Source organism: Desulfovibrio sp. X2, assembly GCF_000422205.1.
Classification (GTDB): Bacteria; Desulfobacterota; Desulfovibrionia; order Desulfovibrionales; family Desulfovibrionaceae; genus Alkalidesulfovibrio.
In genome coordinates, this window is record NZ_ATHV01000021.1 from 19,394 (window position 1) to 35,744 (window position 16,351).

16 protein-coding genes and 1 riboswitch are annotated in these 16,351 nt (G+C 66.8%); of the genes, 9 read left to right on the top strand and 7 right to left on the bottom strand.

The genetic code is table 11. The features are described 5' to 3' along the window. Nucleotides 1–109: 109 nt before the first annotated feature. A riboswitch (cobalamin riboswitch) is annotated at nucleotides 110–311 on the bottom strand. A gap of 19 nt (nucleotides 312–330) precedes the next feature. Then, a complete protein-coding gene (locus DSX2_RS08085; RefSeq protein ID WP_020880681.1) occupies nucleotides 331–1,128 on the bottom strand; it encodes a sirohydrochlorin cobaltochelatase in 798 nt (265 codons plus the stop codon). A gap of 117 nt (nucleotides 1,129–1,245) precedes the next feature. Here DSX2_RS08085 and DSX2_RS08090 point away from each other — a divergent pair, with 117 nt between their 5' ends. The 8 genes from DSX2_RS08090 to gmhB all read left to right on the top strand — a co-directional run bounded on the left by DSX2_RS08090 (nucleotide 1,246) and on the right by gmhB (nucleotide 9,473). Then, entirely contained in the window at nucleotides 1,246–1,836 is a 591-nt protein-coding gene (locus DSX2_RS08090; RefSeq protein WP_020880682.1) for a TrmH family RNA methyltransferase, read from the top strand. A gap of 78 nt (nucleotides 1,837–1,914) precedes the next feature. Then, on the top strand, nucleotides 1,915–2,541 hold the full coding sequence (locus tag DSX2_RS08095; RefSeq protein ID WP_020880683.1) for an L-threonylcarbamoyladenylate synthase: 627 nt from the start codon (nucleotides 1,915–1,917) through the stop codon (nucleotides 2,539–2,541). A gap of 927 nt (nucleotides 2,542–3,468) precedes the next feature. Continuing rightward, nucleotides 3,469–3,954 (top strand): NUDIX hydrolase, encoded by a 486-nt coding sequence (locus tag DSX2_RS08100; protein WP_020880684.1) that lies wholly within the window; start codon nucleotides 3,469–3,471, stop codon nucleotides 3,952–3,954. Nucleotides 3,955–3,963: 9 nt separating this feature from the next. Beyond that, on the top strand, nucleotides 3,964–5,451 hold the full coding sequence (glgA, locus tag DSX2_RS08105) for a glycogen synthase GlgA (protein WP_020880685.1): 1,488 nt from the start codon (nucleotides 3,964–3,966) through the stop codon (nucleotides 5,449–5,451). A gap of 100 nt (nucleotides 5,452–5,551) precedes the next feature. Further along, nucleotides 5,552–5,860: an isoamylase early set domain-containing protein gene (locus DSX2_RS08110; protein WP_020880686.1), complete on the top strand. Its 309-nt coding sequence runs from the start codon at nucleotides 5,552–5,554 to the stop codon at nucleotides 5,858–5,860. Nucleotides 5,861–5,958: 98 nt separating this feature from the next. Next, the gene (gene glgB, locus DSX2_RS08115; RefSeq protein WP_020880687.1) at nucleotides 5,959–7,869 is read left to right on the top strand and encodes a 1,4-alpha-glucan branching protein GlgB; all 1,911 of its coding nucleotides are present in this window, start codon (nucleotides 5,959–5,961) and stop codon (nucleotides 7,867–7,869) included. 15 nt (nucleotides 7,870–7,884) lie between these two features. Continuing rightward, nucleotides 7,885–8,892, top strand: a complete 1,008-nt coding sequence (gene pdxA / locus DSX2_RS08120) for a 4-hydroxythreonine-4-phosphate dehydrogenase PdxA (RefSeq protein ID WP_020880688.1) — start codon at nucleotides 7,885–7,887, stop codon at nucleotides 8,890–8,892. Continuing rightward, nucleotides 8,892–9,473 carry a D-glycero-beta-D-manno-heptose 1,7-bisphosphate 7-phosphatase gene (gene gmhB, locus DSX2_RS08125; RefSeq protein WP_020880689.1) on the top strand — a complete coding sequence of 194 codons (582 nt, stop codon included), beginning with the start codon at nucleotides 8,892–8,894 and terminating at the stop codon, nucleotides 9,471–9,473. The genes pdxA and gmhB overlap by 1 nt, the downstream gene beginning before the upstream one ends. Here the strand turns inward: gmhB and DSX2_RS08130 are convergent. From DSX2_RS08130 to DSX2_RS08155, 6 genes are read right to left on the bottom strand one after another with little or no spacing between them, the layout of a single operon-like run. Then, nucleotides 9,470–10,279 carry a tetratricopeptide repeat protein gene (locus tag DSX2_RS08130; RefSeq protein ID WP_020880690.1) on the bottom strand — a complete coding sequence of 270 codons (810 nt, stop codon included), beginning with the start codon at nucleotides 10,277–10,279 and terminating at the stop codon, nucleotides 9,470–9,472. The genes gmhB and DSX2_RS08130 overlap by 4 nt on opposite strands. A 54-nt stretch (nucleotides 10,280–10,333) precedes the next feature. Continuing rightward, nucleotides 10,334–11,461: a glutamine-hydrolyzing carbamoyl-phosphate synthase small subunit gene (gene carA, locus DSX2_RS08135; RefSeq protein ID WP_020880691.1), complete on the bottom strand. Its 1,128-nt coding sequence runs from the start codon at nucleotides 11,459–11,461 to the stop codon at nucleotides 10,334–10,336. A gap of 5 nt (nucleotides 11,462–11,466) precedes the next feature. Then, a complete protein-coding gene (gene kdsB, locus DSX2_RS08140; protein ID WP_035041407.1) occupies nucleotides 11,467–12,207 on the bottom strand; it encodes a 3-deoxy-manno-octulosonate cytidylyltransferase in 741 nt (246 codons plus the stop codon). Between the two features lie 27 nt (nucleotides 12,208–12,234). Further along, nucleotides 12,235–13,521, bottom strand: a complete 1,287-nt coding sequence (locus DSX2_RS08145; RefSeq protein ID WP_020880693.1) for a 3-deoxy-D-manno-octulosonic acid transferase — start codon at nucleotides 13,519–13,521, stop codon at nucleotides 12,235–12,237. Next, nucleotides 13,521–14,492, bottom strand: coding sequence for a D-alanine--D-alanine ligase (locus DSX2_RS08150; RefSeq protein ID WP_020880694.1), 972 nt, complete (start codon nucleotides 14,490–14,492; stop codon nucleotides 13,521–13,523). The genes DSX2_RS08145 and DSX2_RS08150 overlap by 1 nt, the downstream gene beginning before the upstream one ends. Then, nucleotides 14,449–15,084 (bottom strand): metal-dependent phosphohydrolase, encoded by a 636-nt coding sequence (locus DSX2_RS08155; protein WP_020880695.1) that lies wholly within the window; start codon nucleotides 15,082–15,084, stop codon nucleotides 14,449–14,451. Before DSX2_RS08155 ends, DSX2_RS08150 begins: the two co-directional genes overlap by 44 nt. Before the next feature lie 176 nt (nucleotides 15,085–15,260). Between DSX2_RS08155 and hypD the strand changes: the two genes are divergently transcribed. Next, nucleotides 15,261–16,349: a hydrogenase formation protein HypD gene (gene hypD, locus DSX2_RS08160; protein ID WP_020880696.1), complete on the top strand. Its 1,089-nt coding sequence runs from the start codon at nucleotides 15,261–15,263 to the stop codon at nucleotides 16,347–16,349. The last annotated feature ends 2 nt before the right edge of the window (nucleotides 16,350–16,351 follow it).

A 16,351-nucleotide genomic window follows, 5' to 3' on the forward strand; every position in this document is an offset into this window, starting at 1 on the left:
TTTCCGGGGCCAATGAAAAAATCCCCGCCGCTTCGGACGTTCGTTCGTCCGTTCGGGCAAGGATCGCGGGGAAGGTCGCGCAGGCATTTGCCCCCGTTGCCGGCGCGAAGACGCAGCATGATGTCGAGACAGGTCTTCTGGCTCTCCCGGAGCCCGCTCCGCCTTCCCGCCGCGGATCGCGGCAGTGGCATGCCTGGAGGGGCCGATTTCCCCCCGTTCGGGGGGCCGGGATTACAGCGGCGAGGGCCGCTCCGGCGTCGCACCGGATTCCCTATTAAGCGCGGATGCGCGTCTCAACGGGATGGATATGGTCCCAGAGGGGAGGGGATGTCAAGCGCGCGCGAGGCGCTCGATGGCGGCGCGCAGGTGGCCGAGCCACAGGGCGCGGAAACCAGGATGTCCCGAGGCCCCGAGCGTCAGGGCGCGGACATGGAGACCGTGCGACTTGAAGACGGAGCGCCAGGAGGCGGGGGCCGTGCCCGCCACGTCCTCGCGGGCGTGAAAGCCGGGCACGCACATGAAGGGCAGGAGCCAGACGCGGCTGACCCCCTCGGCGCGAAGCTCGCCCGCGAGCTCGCCCGGCCCCGGGCCGCCCGTGAGCAGGCCGAGGCGCACGAGCGGGTCGGTCGCGCGGGCGCGGGCGAGAAAGCCTGCGTACTGCGCGTCGCCGCCTGCCTCGCTGCCGTGGCCCACGAGGACCACGGCCTCGTCCGGGGCGCGCTCGGCGGGCAGGAAGCCGGGCAGGGCGGCCGCGGCCGCGGCCACGTCCTCGGGGGTGTCGAGGAGCGGGCCGCCGATCTCGACGGCCGTGAACGGATCGGGGCCGCCTTGCATTTCGCGGCAGGCGGCCACGGTCCCGGCGAACTCCTGGCCCGGAATGACGTGCAGCGACTGCACGGCCACGCGCCTGACGCCCGAGGTGCGCAGGGCGGCCAGCGCCTCGGCGGGCGAGGCGGCGGGGCTGCCCGCGCAGGCGACCTTCTCGCGCACCTTGGCCGAGGTGAAGGACCAGGCAATGGGAATCCCGGGGAAGGCCGCCGCGATCTCGCGCGCCAGGGCGCCGTAACCCTCGCGGGCGTTCGCGGCCGTGGTGCCGTAGGCGGCGATGAGGATTGCGACGTCGTTCATGGGTGTGTGGGACCGCGCACGGGGCGGGGCCGCGAGTTGCCTACGTGGGGCCGGGGGGAGCTGTCAAGCCGGTGCGGCCCTTGCCACTGGGCCGGGGGTCGGGTATCAAGCCCGGCCATGCGCACTCGTATCACGGAACGCCGCAAGGACAGGATCAGGGAGGTGCTCGAAAAGCGCCAGAAAGACCTGACCCTGGTCATCGATCATGTCTGGGACCCGCACAACGTCTCGGCCATCCTGCGCTCGTGCGACGCCTTCGGCGTGCCGCAAGTGCACCTCTATTACAAGGACGAGGCCTTCCCGGACATCGGGCGCAAGTCCTCGGCCTCGGCCGGAAAATGGGTGCGCCGCATGGCCCACACGGACGCCGCCGCGATGGCCGCCTCACTCAAGGCGGACGGCATGCGCCTCCTGGCCACGGGCTTCACCGAGGATGCGCGGCCCCTGACCGAGTGGGATCTGACCTCCCCGGTGGCCGTCATCCTCTCCAACGAGCATTCCGGCGTGCGGCCCGAGCTTCTGCCGCACTGCGACGGCATGGTCTACATCCCCATGAGCGGCATGGTGCAGAGCTTCAACGTCTCCGTGGCCGCCGCGCTCATCCTTTACGAGACCTGGCGGCAGCGTAGCGCCAAGGGCATGTACGACCGCCCGAGTTATTCCGACGACGAGCTTGAGACGCTGTACCGCGACTGGTGCAGCCGTTAGACTCCTGCCGCGACTGACACGGCGGGGCGCGACGAACGAGAACGATGCGGGGCCCCGGCGGTCCCGGCGGGAGGCGGCATGGAACAGGCCATCGAGACCATCAGGGACGGCAAGTGCCTGATCTATCCCACGGAGACCCTGTACGCCATCGGCGCGAGCGCCTTCAACGCCCAGGCGGTCGAGGAGATCGTGCGCATCAAGGCGCGGCCCAAGACCAAACCGCTTCCCATCATCATCGGCAGCATGGAGCAGCTGGCAATGGTCACCGGCTGGTTCTCCAAGGCCTTCGCCAGGCTGGCGGAGGCCTTCTGGCCCGGGCCGCTTTCCGTGCTCGTGCCCACGGGCCGCAAGCTGCCGAGCCTGGTGCGCGACCCGCACGGCTTCACCTCCGTTCGCCTGACGGCCCACCCCCTGGCGCGCGAGCTCTGTTTGCGCGCGGACACGCCGCTCATCGCCACCAGCGCCAACAGAAGCGGTCGGCCCGGGGCCGGACGCCCCGAGGACCTGGACCCCGAACTCGTCGCGCAGGTGGACCATGTCCTGCGCGGCAAGCCCTGGCCCGCTGGCGGCCTCGCCTCCACCGTGGTGCGCTGCGTAGGCACCAGGGAGCTTCAGGTGCTGCGTGACGGGGCCATTTCCAAGGAGCAGCTCGAGGAGGCAGGGTTCACTCTGGTGGCCAAGCCGGGCGAGCGTAAAAATCCTTGAACCGGCATTTGCCTCGAAATGGCCCTTTCCGGGAATACGGTACAAAATTTTACACGACCCGGAGTACTGGAACTGATGCTTTTTTCTTGTAACGCAACTGAATTGCAGGAAAAGATTCCTGCTCCTCGGCGTTGGCACGATCCCTGCTAATCTTTCTGTACCTTCCTTCCTTTTTTTGCCGAAACCGGCTTTGCAGGGTGGTCCTGCCAAAGCCGGTTTTGCATTTGTGGCCCCTGCGTCGCAAATGTCCCCAAAAGCCCTCTCCCATCCCGCTTTCCCTGCTTCTCAATCCGCTGGACGCTTTTGGGCGGCTGGGCGACGGCATCGGGCCGCGCCGCCTCGGACCGTTCCCTGGAGAACGGGGAGAGCTGGGGCTCATTTTTTGTACCGGGCTTCCCGGTAAAACGGCCCCGGTACAAAAAACAGCACGTTCCGGAAGCTTCATCTGTCTTGCGTTTTGAATGTAACATGCTGAAATATTACTAATATTTTTTAAATACGGAGATTGGCACGCTCCCTGCTTATCTCGAATTACCTTCCTTCTTTTGCTGAAGCCGGTTGTACAGGGTGGTCCTGTGCAGCCGGCTTCGGCATTTGTGGAGGGAGATCGTCTTCCGGTCTTTCGGGCTGCAGCCGCGGGAGCCCCTTTTCCCACCCCGCCTCGTCCGGCTCTGCGCGAACGGACTTCGGCCGCAGTCGTCCCGTCCGTCTTTGAGGTCGAAAGTGCTTCTTTCCGGCCGGTCATGGGGGCGCCCAGGCGGCGTTTAAAAAATTGAACGCCGCATGACGCAAGGATGATTTTTCCCCCTTTCTTCCTCATCATCTTGTCACGGCATTTTATTTGGCCTAGTGTCGAAGGTCGGAAATGCACGCTGTCGTTTGCTTTCCGGTCTGCCGTTCCGGATTCTCGCTCTGGAGTGTGAAAAGATGCTGAAGACCTTTCCCTGCCCGCACTGCGGGCAGGATATCTCTTTGTACGCCAACCCCCTGCCCACCGTGGACGTGGTCGTCTACCTGCCCTGGCGGGGGGTCGTCCTGGTGGAGCGCCGCAACGCACCCCTCGGCTGGGCTCTGCCGGGCGGCTTCGTGGACGAGGGCGAGACCGTGGAGACGGCCGCCGTGCGCGAGGCGAGCGAAGAGACCGGCCTGGACGTCGAGCTCTCCGGCATCCTGGGCGTCTACTCCCGACCGGACCGGGACCCGCGGCACCACACCATGAGCGTGGTTTTCACCGCGCTGCCGAAAACGCCGGGCGATCCCACCGGAGGGGACGACGCGAGCAGCGCCGTCTATTTCCCGCTCGACGCGCTGCCCTCGCCCATCGTCTTCGATCACGCGGAGATCCTGCGGGATTTCGCGCACACGATCGCGCACGCGAACCGCTACGTTCTCGGCACACCGAGCAGGAGATAGGAAAGAGAGATGACCCCCGCCGCAATCGAGCGCTACGACGTGGTCTTCGTGACCTCGGAGATGTATCCCTTCTCCAAGACCGGCGGCCTGGCCGACGTTCTCGGCGCGCTGCCTCCGGCACTCGCCAGGCTGGGCCTTCGCGTCGGCGTGATCTCGCCCATGTACGGACGCATGAAGGCCGAGGAGTTCGATCCGCGCCTCGTTTCCTCGGACTGCCACGTGGGCTATCCCTGGCCGCCCATCACCGCGGAGATATACCAGGCCGAGTATTACGGCGTGACCGTGTGGTTCGTTGCGCGCGACGAGTACTTCGACCGCCGCCACTACTACAACACCTACAAGGGCGACTATTTCGACAATTGCGAACGCTTCACCTTCTTCTCCCGCGCCGCGGTCGAATGGCTGAAGCGCCTGGGCCGCGTGCCCGGCATCATCCACGCCAACGACTGGCAGTCCGCCCTCGTGCCCACCTGGATCCACTATCTGCGCCGCACCGATCCCTACTGGCGCGAGTGCAAGACGGTCATGACCATCCACAACCTGGCCTTCCAGGGGCGATTCTCCTCCCGGCTCTTCTTCGATTCCGGCCTGCCGCACGAGGCCTGGAACATGGACGGCTGCGAGTTCTGGGGGGACTTCAACCTGCTCAAGTCGGGCATCGCCTTCGCGGATGCCATCAGCACGGTCAGCCCGTCCTATGCCGACGAGATCCTGACCCCGGAATTCGGCTGCGGTCTTGAAGGCATCCTCAACAAGCGCTCCGACCGCCTGATCGGCATCATCAACGGCGCGGACTACGACGTCTGGGATCCGCGCAGGGACAAATACCTGCCGTCGAGCTACTCGACCGAGCGCATGACCGGCAAGATGTGGTGCAAGAAGAAGCTGATCCGGGAATACTACCTCTCGGACATGCTCGAGAACCGGCCCATCCTGGGCTTCATCGGCCGTCTGCGGCGCCAGAAGGGTATCGACATGCTCCTCGACGTCCTGCCCGAGATCATGGATCTCGGCGTGGGGCTGCTCGTGCTCGGCGAAGGCAACCTGGACTACGAGGCCAGGCTCCTCGAGATGATGGAGGAGTACCAGGGGCAGCTGCACGTTATCATCGGCTACACCGAGGAGCTGGCCCACCGCATCCAGGCGGGCAGCGACATCTTCCTCATGCCCTCGCGCTACGAGCCCTGCGGCCTGACCCAGATGTACGCCCTGCGCTACGGCACTCCGCCAGTGGCCACGGCCGTGGGCGGATTGCGCGACACCATCACCGCCTATCCGCATCCGGAGGCCACGGGCTTCACCTTCGAGAAGGCCGACAGCAGGCTCTTCTTCGACGCCGTGCACACGGCCGTCGAACGATGGGAGGACAGGGAGTTCTGGAACGACATGGTGCACCGCGCCATGACCCGGGACTTCTGCTGGGACAGGTCGGCGGAGCAGTACCAGGAGCTTTACCGTTCGCTCGGCCAAGCGACGCCCGGCAATTTCTTCAAATAGTCGCCGAGCCACTTGCGGGCGACAACGGAAAGAAGTAGTTTTCTGCTAAGGTCGATAGAAGTGTTTGTTATCGATATGGAAGACATCAGGAGGAACGATCGTGGCCCTCTCAAAGAAATTCCTGAAGAATAAGCCCGTCTGCAAAGTGACGTTCAACATCGATTCCGGCGTGACCAAGGATGCCAAGAAGGTCTTTCTGGTCGGCGAGTTCAACGGCTGGAAGGTGGATTCCACGCCCATGCGCAAGCTCAAGGACGGCAGCTTCACCCGCACGCTCGACCTCGACACCGGCCGGAGCTACCAGTTCCGCTACCTCGTCGACGGCCGCGACTGGCAGAACGACGGGCAGGCCGACGGCTACGAGTACAGCCCCTTCGGCAACTGCGAGAACTCGGTCGTGACCGTTTAGCTCCAGTCTTTCGGGAAATCTTTCCCTTGCCTGCTCCGCCGGGAATCCGCCCGGCGGCGCAAGGGCAGAGTATTGCCTTCAAAAACAGCGGGTCCGCCATGCAGCAGAACACCATTCCAGCCTACATTCCTCCCTTCGACCTCCATCTTTTCGGCATGGGGCAGCACTGGGATCTCTATCGCATCCTCGGCGCCCATCCCGTGACCGAGGAAGACGGCCGACAGGGCTGGCGATTCGCCGTCTGGGCTCCCAACGCGGCGGCAGTCAGCGTGGTCGGCAGCTTCAACGACTGGACCCCCGGGAGCCATCCGCTCTATCCGGTCGGCGTCTCCGGCGTCTGGGCCGGAACGGCCTTCGACGTCGCGCAGGGAGCGCTCTACAAGTTCGCCGTCACGACCCGGGAGGGGCACGTCCTGACCAAGACGGACCCCATGGCCTTCCGTGCGGAGCTTCGTCCCGGGAACGCCTCGGTGCTCTGGCCGCTCGACAACTACGAGTGGAACGACGGGGAGTGGCTGCGCATGCGCCGCGAGGAGGGACTGCCGTTCGCCAAGCCCGTGTCCATGTACGAAGTGCATCCGGGCTCCTGGGCCTGGGCCGGGCACGAATACGGCATGTTCCTCGACTTCCGCGCCCTGGCCGACAGGCTCGTGCCCTACGTGCGCGACCTCGGCTTCACGCACATCGAGTTCATGCCCGTGGCCGAACATCCCCTCGACCAGTCCTGGGGATACCAGACCTCGCACTATTTCGCGCCCACCTCGCGCTACGGCGCGCCCGAGGACCTGAAGTACCTCGTGGACCGCTGCCACCAGGAGGGCATCGGCGTGGTCCTGGATTGGGTGCCGGGGCATTTCCCCAAGGACGACTGGTGCCTGGGCCGCTTCGACGGCACCGCGCTCTACGAGCACGCCGACCCGCGCAAGGGCGAGCATCCGGACTGGGGGACCTACATCTTCAACTACGGCCGCCACGAGGTGCGCAACTTCCTGCTGGCCAACGCGCTCTACTGGTTCAAGGAGTTCCACTTCGACGGCCTGCGCATCGACGCCGTGGCCTCCATGCTCTACCTCGACTACTCGCGCAAGGAAGGGGAGTGGATCCCCAACGAGCACGGCGGGCGGGAGAACATCGAGGCCGTGAACCTCCTGCGCGAACTGAACACCGTGGTACACGACCAGTTCCCGGGCGCAGCCATGATCGCGGAGGAGTCCACCTCCTGGCCGGGCGTCTCGCGTCCCACCTACACCGGGGGACTCGGCTTCTCCTTCAAGTGGAACATGGGCTGGATGCACGACCAGCTCGAGTACTTCTCGAAAGAACCCGTCCACCGCTCCTGGCACCACAACAGCCTGACCTTCTCCATGCTCTACGCCTTCACGGAGAACTTCGTGCTGCCCATCTCCCACGACGAGGTCGTGCACGGCAAGCGCGCCCTGCTGGCCAAGATGCCCGGCGACTACTGGCAGCAGTTCGCCAACATGCGGCTTTTCCTGAGCTACATGTGGGCCCATCCGGGCAAGAAGCTCATCTTCATGGGCAGCGAGTTCGGGCAGTGGAACGAGTGGAACTGCATGGCGCCGCTGGACTGGAACCTGCTCGACTATCCGGCGCACCAGGGGATCATGAACACGGTGCGCGATCTGAACCGGCTCCTGCACGAGGAGCCTGCCATGCACGAGGTCGACTTCGAGTGGCAGGGCTTCGAGTGGGTCGACCTGCACGACTGGCAGTCGTCGATCCTGAGCTTCATGCGCAAGGACCGAAACGGCACCCCGGTGCTCTGGATCTTCAACTTCACGCCCGTGGTGCGGCAGGGCTACCGTGTGGGCTGCCCCGCGCCCGGCCACTGGCGCGAGATATTCAACTCCGATTCCGAGTTCTACGGCGGCTCGAACGTGGGCAACTACCATGGCGCCGTGGCCCAAGAGTCCGGATTCGGAGCGCGCTGGCCCTACCATCTGGAGCTGACCCTGCCGCCCCTGGCCGCCATGGCCTTCAAGCAGTAGAGGAGGATCGTGGCGATGGTGCGCGAACGCCCCCTGGTCGTCACCCTGGGCGACCCCGACGGCCTGGGGCCGGAGCTCGTCTGCCGCGTGTTCGGCGGTGGCTTCGTGCACGGTCCGGTGCTGCTCATCGGCCCGCACGAGCCCCTGCTGCAGCAGGCCCACGCCCTGGGCATGGCGCAGTTCTGGCGCCGCGTGGGTTCCGCGGAGGAGGCCGGAGAGGGCATCTGCCTGCTCATACCTGACGGGCTCGAGGATTATCCCTGTGCCCCCGGCGCTCCGCGGCCCGAGGGCGGCCGGTCGGCCGGGCTCTCCCTGGCGCTGGCAGCGCGCTTCATGCGCCAGGGGCTCGGCCGGGCCCTGGTCACCGCGCCGCTCAACAAGGCCATGCTCATGGCTGCGGGCTTCGATTTTCCCGGCCACACCGAATTCCTCGCCGAGCATGCGGGGCTCGCGCCCACGGACGTATGCATGTGCCTGGCCGGGCCGAAGCTGCGCGTGGCGCTCGTGACCACCCACCCGCCCCTGCGCGAGGTGCCCTCCATGATCACCGGGCCGCGCATCCTGCACTGCCTGTCCCTGCTTCAGGATTTCACGCTGCGGCTCGGGCTTTCGGCGCCGCTCGCCGTGTGCGGCCTGAATCCCCATGCCGGCGAGTCCGGCCGCATCGGCCGTGAGGAGATCGAGGTCATAGGCCCGGCCGTGCAGGAGGCATGTGCCGCGGGCATCGATGCCGTCGGTCCGCTGCCCGCGGACACGGTCTTCGGCCGCGCCGTGCGGGGCGAGTTCTCCGCCGTGCTGGCCATGTACCACGACCAGGGGCTCGGCCCGCTGAAGCTCCTGCACTTCGGGGAAGCGGTCAACGTGACCCTCGGCCTGCCCTACGTGCGCACTTCGCCGGACCACGGCACCGGCTACGACCTCGTGGGCACGGGAATGGCGGACGACGGGGGGATGCGCGCCGCGGTGGGCATGGCCCTGGACCTGACGAGCCTGCCCGCGAGCGCCACCGGAGGCGGCCTGTGATGCGGCTTTGCAGGGCCGCCTTCCTCGATCGCGACGGCACGATCATCGCGGACAAGCACTATCTTTCCGATCCGGCGGGCGTGGATCTGCTCCCCGGGGCGGCGGAGGGGCTTCTGGCCATGCAGGAGATGGGGCTCGTCCTCGTCGTCGTGAGCAACCAGTCGGGCGTCGGGAGGGGATATTTCCGCGAAGAGGACGCTCACGCCGTCAACGCGCGCATGTCCCTTCTCCTGGCGGAGCAGGGCGTGCGCCTGGGCGGCATCTACTTCTGTCCGCACGCTCCCGAGGACGGCTGCGACTGCCGCAAACCCGGCACGGCGCTTCTCGAGCGCGCAGCGGCGGACCTCGAGCTGGATCTTCGGGAATCCTTCTTCGTGGGCGACAAGCCCGAGGACATCGAGGCCGGACGTGCGGCGGGCTGTCGGTCGAGCATCCTCGTGCGCACCGGCAAGGGGAGGCGCGCCGAGCAGGACGGAAAGGCTCGGGCGGACGTGGTGGTGGACGATCTGAGGGGAGCTGCGGCCTTCATGGCCGCGTGCCGCGAGCCGCACGGCAGGCCGGAGGGCGATGAACCCGACTAGCCGTCCTGTTCCAGCTTCTTCATGGCGAACTGCAGCATCTTCTGGGCCTGCTCGAATCCGGGGTTGATCTTCAGCGCCCGCTTGGCCATCTCGGCCATGTGCTTCCACTTCTGCCAGTCGTGATAGAGACGGCCGATGTTGAAGAAGAGGTATTCGTCGTGCTGGCAGCACTGCAGGGCCTTCCTGTAGTACTGCTCGGCGGTGGCGTAGTCCTTCATCTTGCGCAGGACGATTGCGATGCGGTTGTACAGGTGGGCGGCGCCGGGATCGTTCTTGAGGGCTTCCTCGAGGTAGCCGTAGGCTTCCTGGTAGAGCTCGTGCTTGAGGAAGAGGTCGGCCACCTCGGCCTTGAGGTCCGTGTCGCTGGCGAATTCGCGGATCAGGTTGTCGGCGGACTGCTTGGCCTCCGCATGCTTGCCCGAGGCGAGCTGGGCCTCGACCTTCTTGAGTCCGTCCTCCTTGCGCTTGGCCATCAGGGCCAGAAGCGCCTGGGCCTCCTCGGTGGAGGAGGCCGAGAGCTCCTTCACCGCCTCGACCATCTGCGTATACAGCTGCTTTTCTTCGCCAGGCGTGTATTCGAGCTGGAGCGGGTAGGCCTTGGCGAATTCACGGTCGCCGCGCAGATGGTAGACGGCCTGTTCGATGAGCTGCGTGAACTCCTCGCGCTCGTTCTTCATGAGCGGCGTCTTGAGGATGATCAGCAGGGCGTCCTGAAGGCTTTGGGCCGCGGATTGCAGCTTCTTCTGCTTGAGGTTGGAACTGATCTTGTTGATCAGCTGCCTGGCCTTGATGAGTTCCGCGGACATGACTCCTACCCTTGTTTCAGCGCTCCGGAAGCCTTCTGATAGACCGAATCCTGTTTATTTTCCAGTCGATTCGCGCACCAGGTTCCTGAAGCGGGTGAAGAAGAACTGGGCGTCGTGCGGCCCGGGACCCGCTTCGGGATGGTACTGCAGGGTGATGATGGGCTTTTTCGTGTGCCTGAAGCCTTCGAGCGTCTGGTCGTTCAGGTTCACGTGGGTCATCTCCACGTCCTGCAGGGAGGAGATGTCCACGCAGAAGCCGTGGTTCTGCGAGGAGATCTCGATACGTCCGGTGATCAGGTCCTTGACCGGATGGTTGACGCCGTGGTGGCCGAACTTGAGCTTGAAGGTCGAGCCGCCGAGCGCCGAGCCCAGGAGCTGGTGTCCCAGGCAGATGCCGCCGAGCGGGTAGGCGTCGGTCATCTTGCTGATCTCGGCGATGGGGCCTTGCAGCGTCGCGGGATCGCCGGGGCCGGGCGAGAAGAAGATGGCGTCCGGGGAAAGGGCCGTCACCTGCTCCGCCGTGAAGGAGGAGGGCACCATGAGCATGTCGAAGCCCTGGGCCGTGAGCAGGCGCAGGATGTTCCACTTGATGCCGAAGTCGAAGACCACGAGGCGCGGGCCGGGGCCGGGCCACTCGTACTTGCCGTTCACGAGCTCCACGTCCTTCGGTCCCTGCTCGCTCCAGACGTAGGGCTTCTTCGGCGTGATGCGCTCGGCCAGGTTCTGGCCTTCCATGGTCGGCAGCTCGCGGCAACGGGCGATCAGACGCTCGGGATCGCTCTCGCGCGTGGAGATGAGGCCGCGCATGGCGCCGTGCAGGCGCAGGTGGCGGGTCAGGGCGCGGGTGTCGATGCCCTCGATGCCCATGACGCCGTATTCCTTCAGGTACTCGGGCAGGCTCTTCTTCGCGCGCCAGTTGGAGGGCGTCTTGCAGCACTCCTTGACGATGAAGGCCTCCACGCGGATGCGGCTGGACTCGACGTCGTCGAGGTTGACGCCGTAGTTGCCGATGTGGGGATAGGTCATGCAGACCATCTGCCCGACGTAGGAGGGGTCGGTGAGGATCTCCTGGTAGCCGGTCATGCCGGTGTTGAAGATGACCTCGCCGCCGGTCTCGCCGTCGCCGGTGAAGGACGAGCCCTTGAACCAGGTGCCGTCCTCGAGTGCCAAAATCGCGTCCATCTGCATCACTCCCTGTGGTGCTCGGAAAGCAGGGCGGTCACTGCCGCCAGATCCTCGGGGCGGTCGACGCCCCGCGTGCCAGTCTCCACGAGCACGACCCGGATGGGGATGTCGTTCTCGAGGAGACGCAGTTGCTCGAGGCTCTCGCGCTTCTCGAGCTCTCCCTGGGGGAGGGTGGTGAAGCGCGCAAGCGTCGAACGCCGGAAAGCGTACATGCCGATATGGCCGAAGAAACCCGCCCCGTCGGCATTCCGGGGATGGGGCACGGCAGCGCGGGAGAAGTATAATGCGTCCCGTCGCACCGTAAAGACCACCTTGACCTGATCGGGGACCGCGGCCCGCTCGGCGTCGATGGCGTGGGCCAGGGTGGCGGCGCGCACGGCCTCGTCGGCGAAGGGGGCGACCAGGTGCGAGAGCATGGCCGGGTCGAGCGCCGGTTCGTCACCCTGGATGTTGACCACCACGGCCTCTTCCTCGACTCCGAGGAGCGCGGCCGCCTCGTTCACCCGGTCCGTGCCGCTGACGTGGTCGGAGCGTGTCATGACCACGGGCACGCCGTGCTTCTTCGCCGCGGCCTCGATGCGCTCGTCGTCCGTGGCCAGGACCACCGTGCGCAGCTCAGGGCAGCGCGAGGCCCTGGCCCAGACGTGCCAGAACATGGGCTTGCCCAGGATCTCGACCAGCGGTTTTCCTGGAAAGCGCGTCGATGCGTAGCGCGCTGGGATGATCCCGTAGCAGGGGGGCAAGGTGTTGGCGGCCAAAGCGAATGACTTTTACGCGAAACCGAGACGCTCTGCAAGACGGGAGGCGATGCATCCGGCCGCGCCGCGCCGGGTGGCGACGTAGGCCGCAAACGCCTCGCGCACCTCCTCGCGCGGCCTCGGCGCGTCGAGCAGGTCCAGCAGGGCACCCGCCAGGGCGCGGCCGTCCGGCACTTCCCGGAGCAGCCCCTGCTGCACGATCTCGCGTCCCACCCAGGCGAAATTCTTCCAGTACGGGCCGGAGACCGGCACGAGCCCGGCGGCCAGGGGCTCGAGGAAGTTCTGGCCGCCCAGGGGGGCCAGGCTGCCGCCCACGAACACGGCCCCGGACAGGAAGTAGGCGGTGGTCAGCTCGCCGAAGACGTCCCAGAGGATCGTTGCGCCCGGCATGGCCCGACCGGTGAGGGCGCTGCGGCGCACCACGGGCAGCCCCAAGGCCGCGAGGCGCCCCTCCCAGGCGGCGAGCCGTTCCATGTGGCGCGGAAAGAGTCCGATCACCGCGTCCGGCCGGGCCGCGAGGATGTCCGCAGCGGCGCGGGCGGCCTGCTCCTCCTCCTGCTCGCGCACGGAGCCGAGGACCACGAAGGGCGACTGCTCCGGGAGCAGGGAGGCGAGGGCCGAGGCCGCCTTGGGCGTTTCGCCGAGGGTCAGCTGGTCGAACTTGACGTTGGAGACGTTCTTGGTGCGCGCGGCCGGGAAGAGGGTGGCGAAGCGGGCCGCGTCCTTCTCGGAGATGGCCAGCACCTCGGCCGGTCCGAAGGGTCGAAGCAGGTTCGCGAACGGCAGGTTGCGCGCCAGGGTCTTTGGCGACATGCGGGCGTTGGCGATGACCACGGGCACGTTTGCCCCGGCCGCGGCAGCGAGGAGACCCGGCCAGATCTCGGTTTCGAGCAGCACGAGGCACCTGGGCATGACCTGGCCGAAGGCCTTGCGCATGAGGGAGGGACGGTCGAAGGGACAATAGGCGGGCAGGAGCGTCACGGCAGCGGCTGCGTCGGCCAGCTCGCCCGCGGCGCGTTCCAGGAGGTCGCGGCCCTGGCGCGTGTTGGTGGTCACCAGTGCGCGCACCCGCGCGCCCTGCGGCAACGCGGCCGAGAGGGCGGCGAGGATGGTCCGGGCGAGATAGGCCTCGCCCGCCGAGGCGGCCTGGAGCCAGATATCCGCCCGGGGCAGGGGAGTCTTCAGGAGGCGTTCGTCCCAGCCCTCGCGCAATCGCTTATTGCGCTTGAGCACCACGGGCAGGCCGCGCCAGAGCAGGTCGTAGACGGTGAGGGCCGACGACAGGCCCGGGCGCCGCATCAGATGTCCTCGTCCGCGAAGATGTCGGTGACGTCCTCGGCCGCGGCCTGGGCCCTTTGTCTGCGCGCGGAGCGCGCGAGGCCGAGCTCGATGAGCCGCGCGATCAGCTCGTCGAAGCTCATGCCCGCCGCGGCCGCCGCCTTGGGCACCAGGCTCGTGGCGGTCATGCCGGGCAGGGTGTTGGTCTCCAGCAGCACCGGGCCGGACTCGGTGACGATGAAATCGGAGCGCGAATAGCCCTCGCAGCCGAGCGCCAGATGGGCGCGCAGCGCCAGTTCGCGCACCCGCGCATTGAGGTCGTCGTCCACCGGGGCGGGGCATATCTCGTCCGCGCCGCCGTCTTCGTACTTGCTGCGGTAGTCGAAGAACTCGCCCGAGAGCTTGGGCGTGATGAGGATCGTGGGCAGGGCCTCCTCGCCGAGCACGGCGCAGGTCATCTCGAAGCCGGGCGCGGCCTCCTCGAGGAGCGCCTCCTTGCCCTTGGAGAAGAGCGCGTCGAGTGCCGGGCCGAGCTTTTCCGCCGAGTCGACCCGCTGCATGTCCACGCTCGACCCGCCGTTGTTCGGCTTGACGAACAGGGGGTAGGCGAGGGGGCAGAGCCAGCCCGCGGCCGGGACCACGGGCACGAAGGCCCAGTTCGGCGTGGGGATGCCCTCCGCGCGGCAGATCTGCTTGGTCGCGGCCTTGTGCAGGGCCAGGAACGAGGCCTTGGGGCCCGAGCCCTGGTAGGGCACGCCCGCCGCGTCCAGCATGGCCTGGATCAGGCCGTCCTCGCCCGGCGAGCCGTGCAGGTTCAGGAATGCGAAGTCGTGGTCTTTCGCGGTCTCGATGAGGCCGTCGAAGCCCGGCAGGGGATCGAACGGGGTGACCTGGTGGCCGAGGCGCGAAAGGGCCTTCTCGATCTGGGCCGCCCCGGACAGGGAGACTTCACGCTCGTTCGACCAGCCGCCCGCTATCAAAAGGATACGCATCGAGATCCTCGCCGAGGAGATCGCCCAGGCGCCGTTCGACTTCCAGCGCCTGTTCGACCGTCCAGCGGATTTTTTCCTGGATTTCAGGGGTGTGTCCATAGCGCACGAGGAGATCGTCGAAGCGCACATGGACGGAGACCAGTTCGTCGTGTTTCGCCCGCTTGTCGCCGTACAGCACGGCCAGGGGCATGAAGTAGCGCGCCACGTCCATCTCGAAGGGCCAGTAGACGTGGTGGACGATGCCCTGGGCCAGGACCGGGTTGCCGGTCAGATCCATGGCCCAGGCCCCTCCGATCTGGGCGTGCGAGCCGCCGTGCAGGATGCAGTAGTGCTTGGCCAGATCGTGCAGCAGGGCCGAGGCGCGTACGCTCTGCACGCAGACCGGCAGCCCCTTGCGCTCGGCCAGCACCGCCAGGGTCTCGGCCACGCGGGCCACCACCAGGCTGTGCTCGCGGATGTGCGGGGGCATCTCGTAGCGGTCCCACCACGCCGTGCACTGCTCGTCGGTGGGCACGAGCCAGTCCGGCTCCAGGCGGCTCGTGAAGAGGCCCGGGCAGGTGAAAAGGGGAGGGGAACTGCTCTCGCTGGTCATGTCCTCAGTCCGGCTTGCTGTTACGGCGTCCGGCCGGTGGTTGCGCGTGTTCCGGCAGGTTACCCCGAAGCGGGAAAAATTTCCATGATTGACAGCAACCGGAACGGGGGGGTAGCAGTCGGCCCTAATCCTCTTGTCATCTCAATCCGCCCCGGGCGGCCATCAGCGGAGCACACGTGGATTTCTTCTCCGGTTTTCGCGATCCCGCCATAGCCCGTCCGCTGCTCGAGAAGATCCGGGCCGCGGGCCGTGGCGTGCGCTTCATGGAGGTCTGCGGTACCCATACCGTGGCCATCTTCCAGAGCGGCCTGCACTCGCTGCTTCCCGAGAACATCGTCCACCTCACCGGCCCCGGCTGTCCGGTCTGCGTGACCCACGACGCCGAAGTCGCGGCCTACATGGAGGCCGCGGGCAAGGACGGGGTCATCATGGCCACCTTCGGGGACCTGATGAAGGTGCCGGGTCCCGGCGGCGGCAGCCTCAAGTCCGCCCAGGCGGACGGCGCGCGGGTCAAGGTCGTCTATTCGCCCCCGGACGCGCTGAAGATCGCCCACGAGAACCCGAACGACACGGTGGTCTTCATCGGCGTCGGCTTCGAGACCACCGCCCCCGGCATCGCGGCCACGGTGAAGATGGCCGAGGCCCAGGGGCTCTCGAATTTCAAGGTCCTCTCGTTCCACAAGCTCGTGCCGCCCGCGTTGCGCGCCCTGCTCTCCGATCCCGAGATGGCCGTGGAGGCCTTCATCCTGCCGGGCCACGTCTCGGCGGTCATCGGCGCGCGCGCCTACGATTTCCTGGCCGAGGAGTTCAAGACCCCGGCCGTGGTCGCGGGCTTCGAGCCGCTGGACATCCTGCAGGCCCTGATCCTTCTGCAGGAAATGCTCGAGAAGGGCGAGCCCGCCGTGCTCAACCAATACACCCGCGTGGTCGCGGACGAGGGCAACCGCAAGGCCCAGGCCCTGATGGCCGACGTCTTCGAGACCTGCGACGCGCGCTGGCGCGGCATCGGCGTGATCCCGGGCAGCGGGCTGGCGTTTCGCGGCGAGTACGAGCGCTTCGACGCCATGAAGGCGCTCGGCATAGAGCTTCGAGACGTGCCGCCCCTGCCGGGCTGCCGCTGCGGCGACGTGCTCAAGGGCAAGCTGCCGCCCAACAAGTGCCCCCTGTTCAAGAAGGTCTGCACCCCGGCCAAGCCCGTGGGGCCGTGCATGGTCTCCACCGAAGGTTCCTGCGCCGCCTACTTCAAGTACAACCTGGAGTCCTGAAG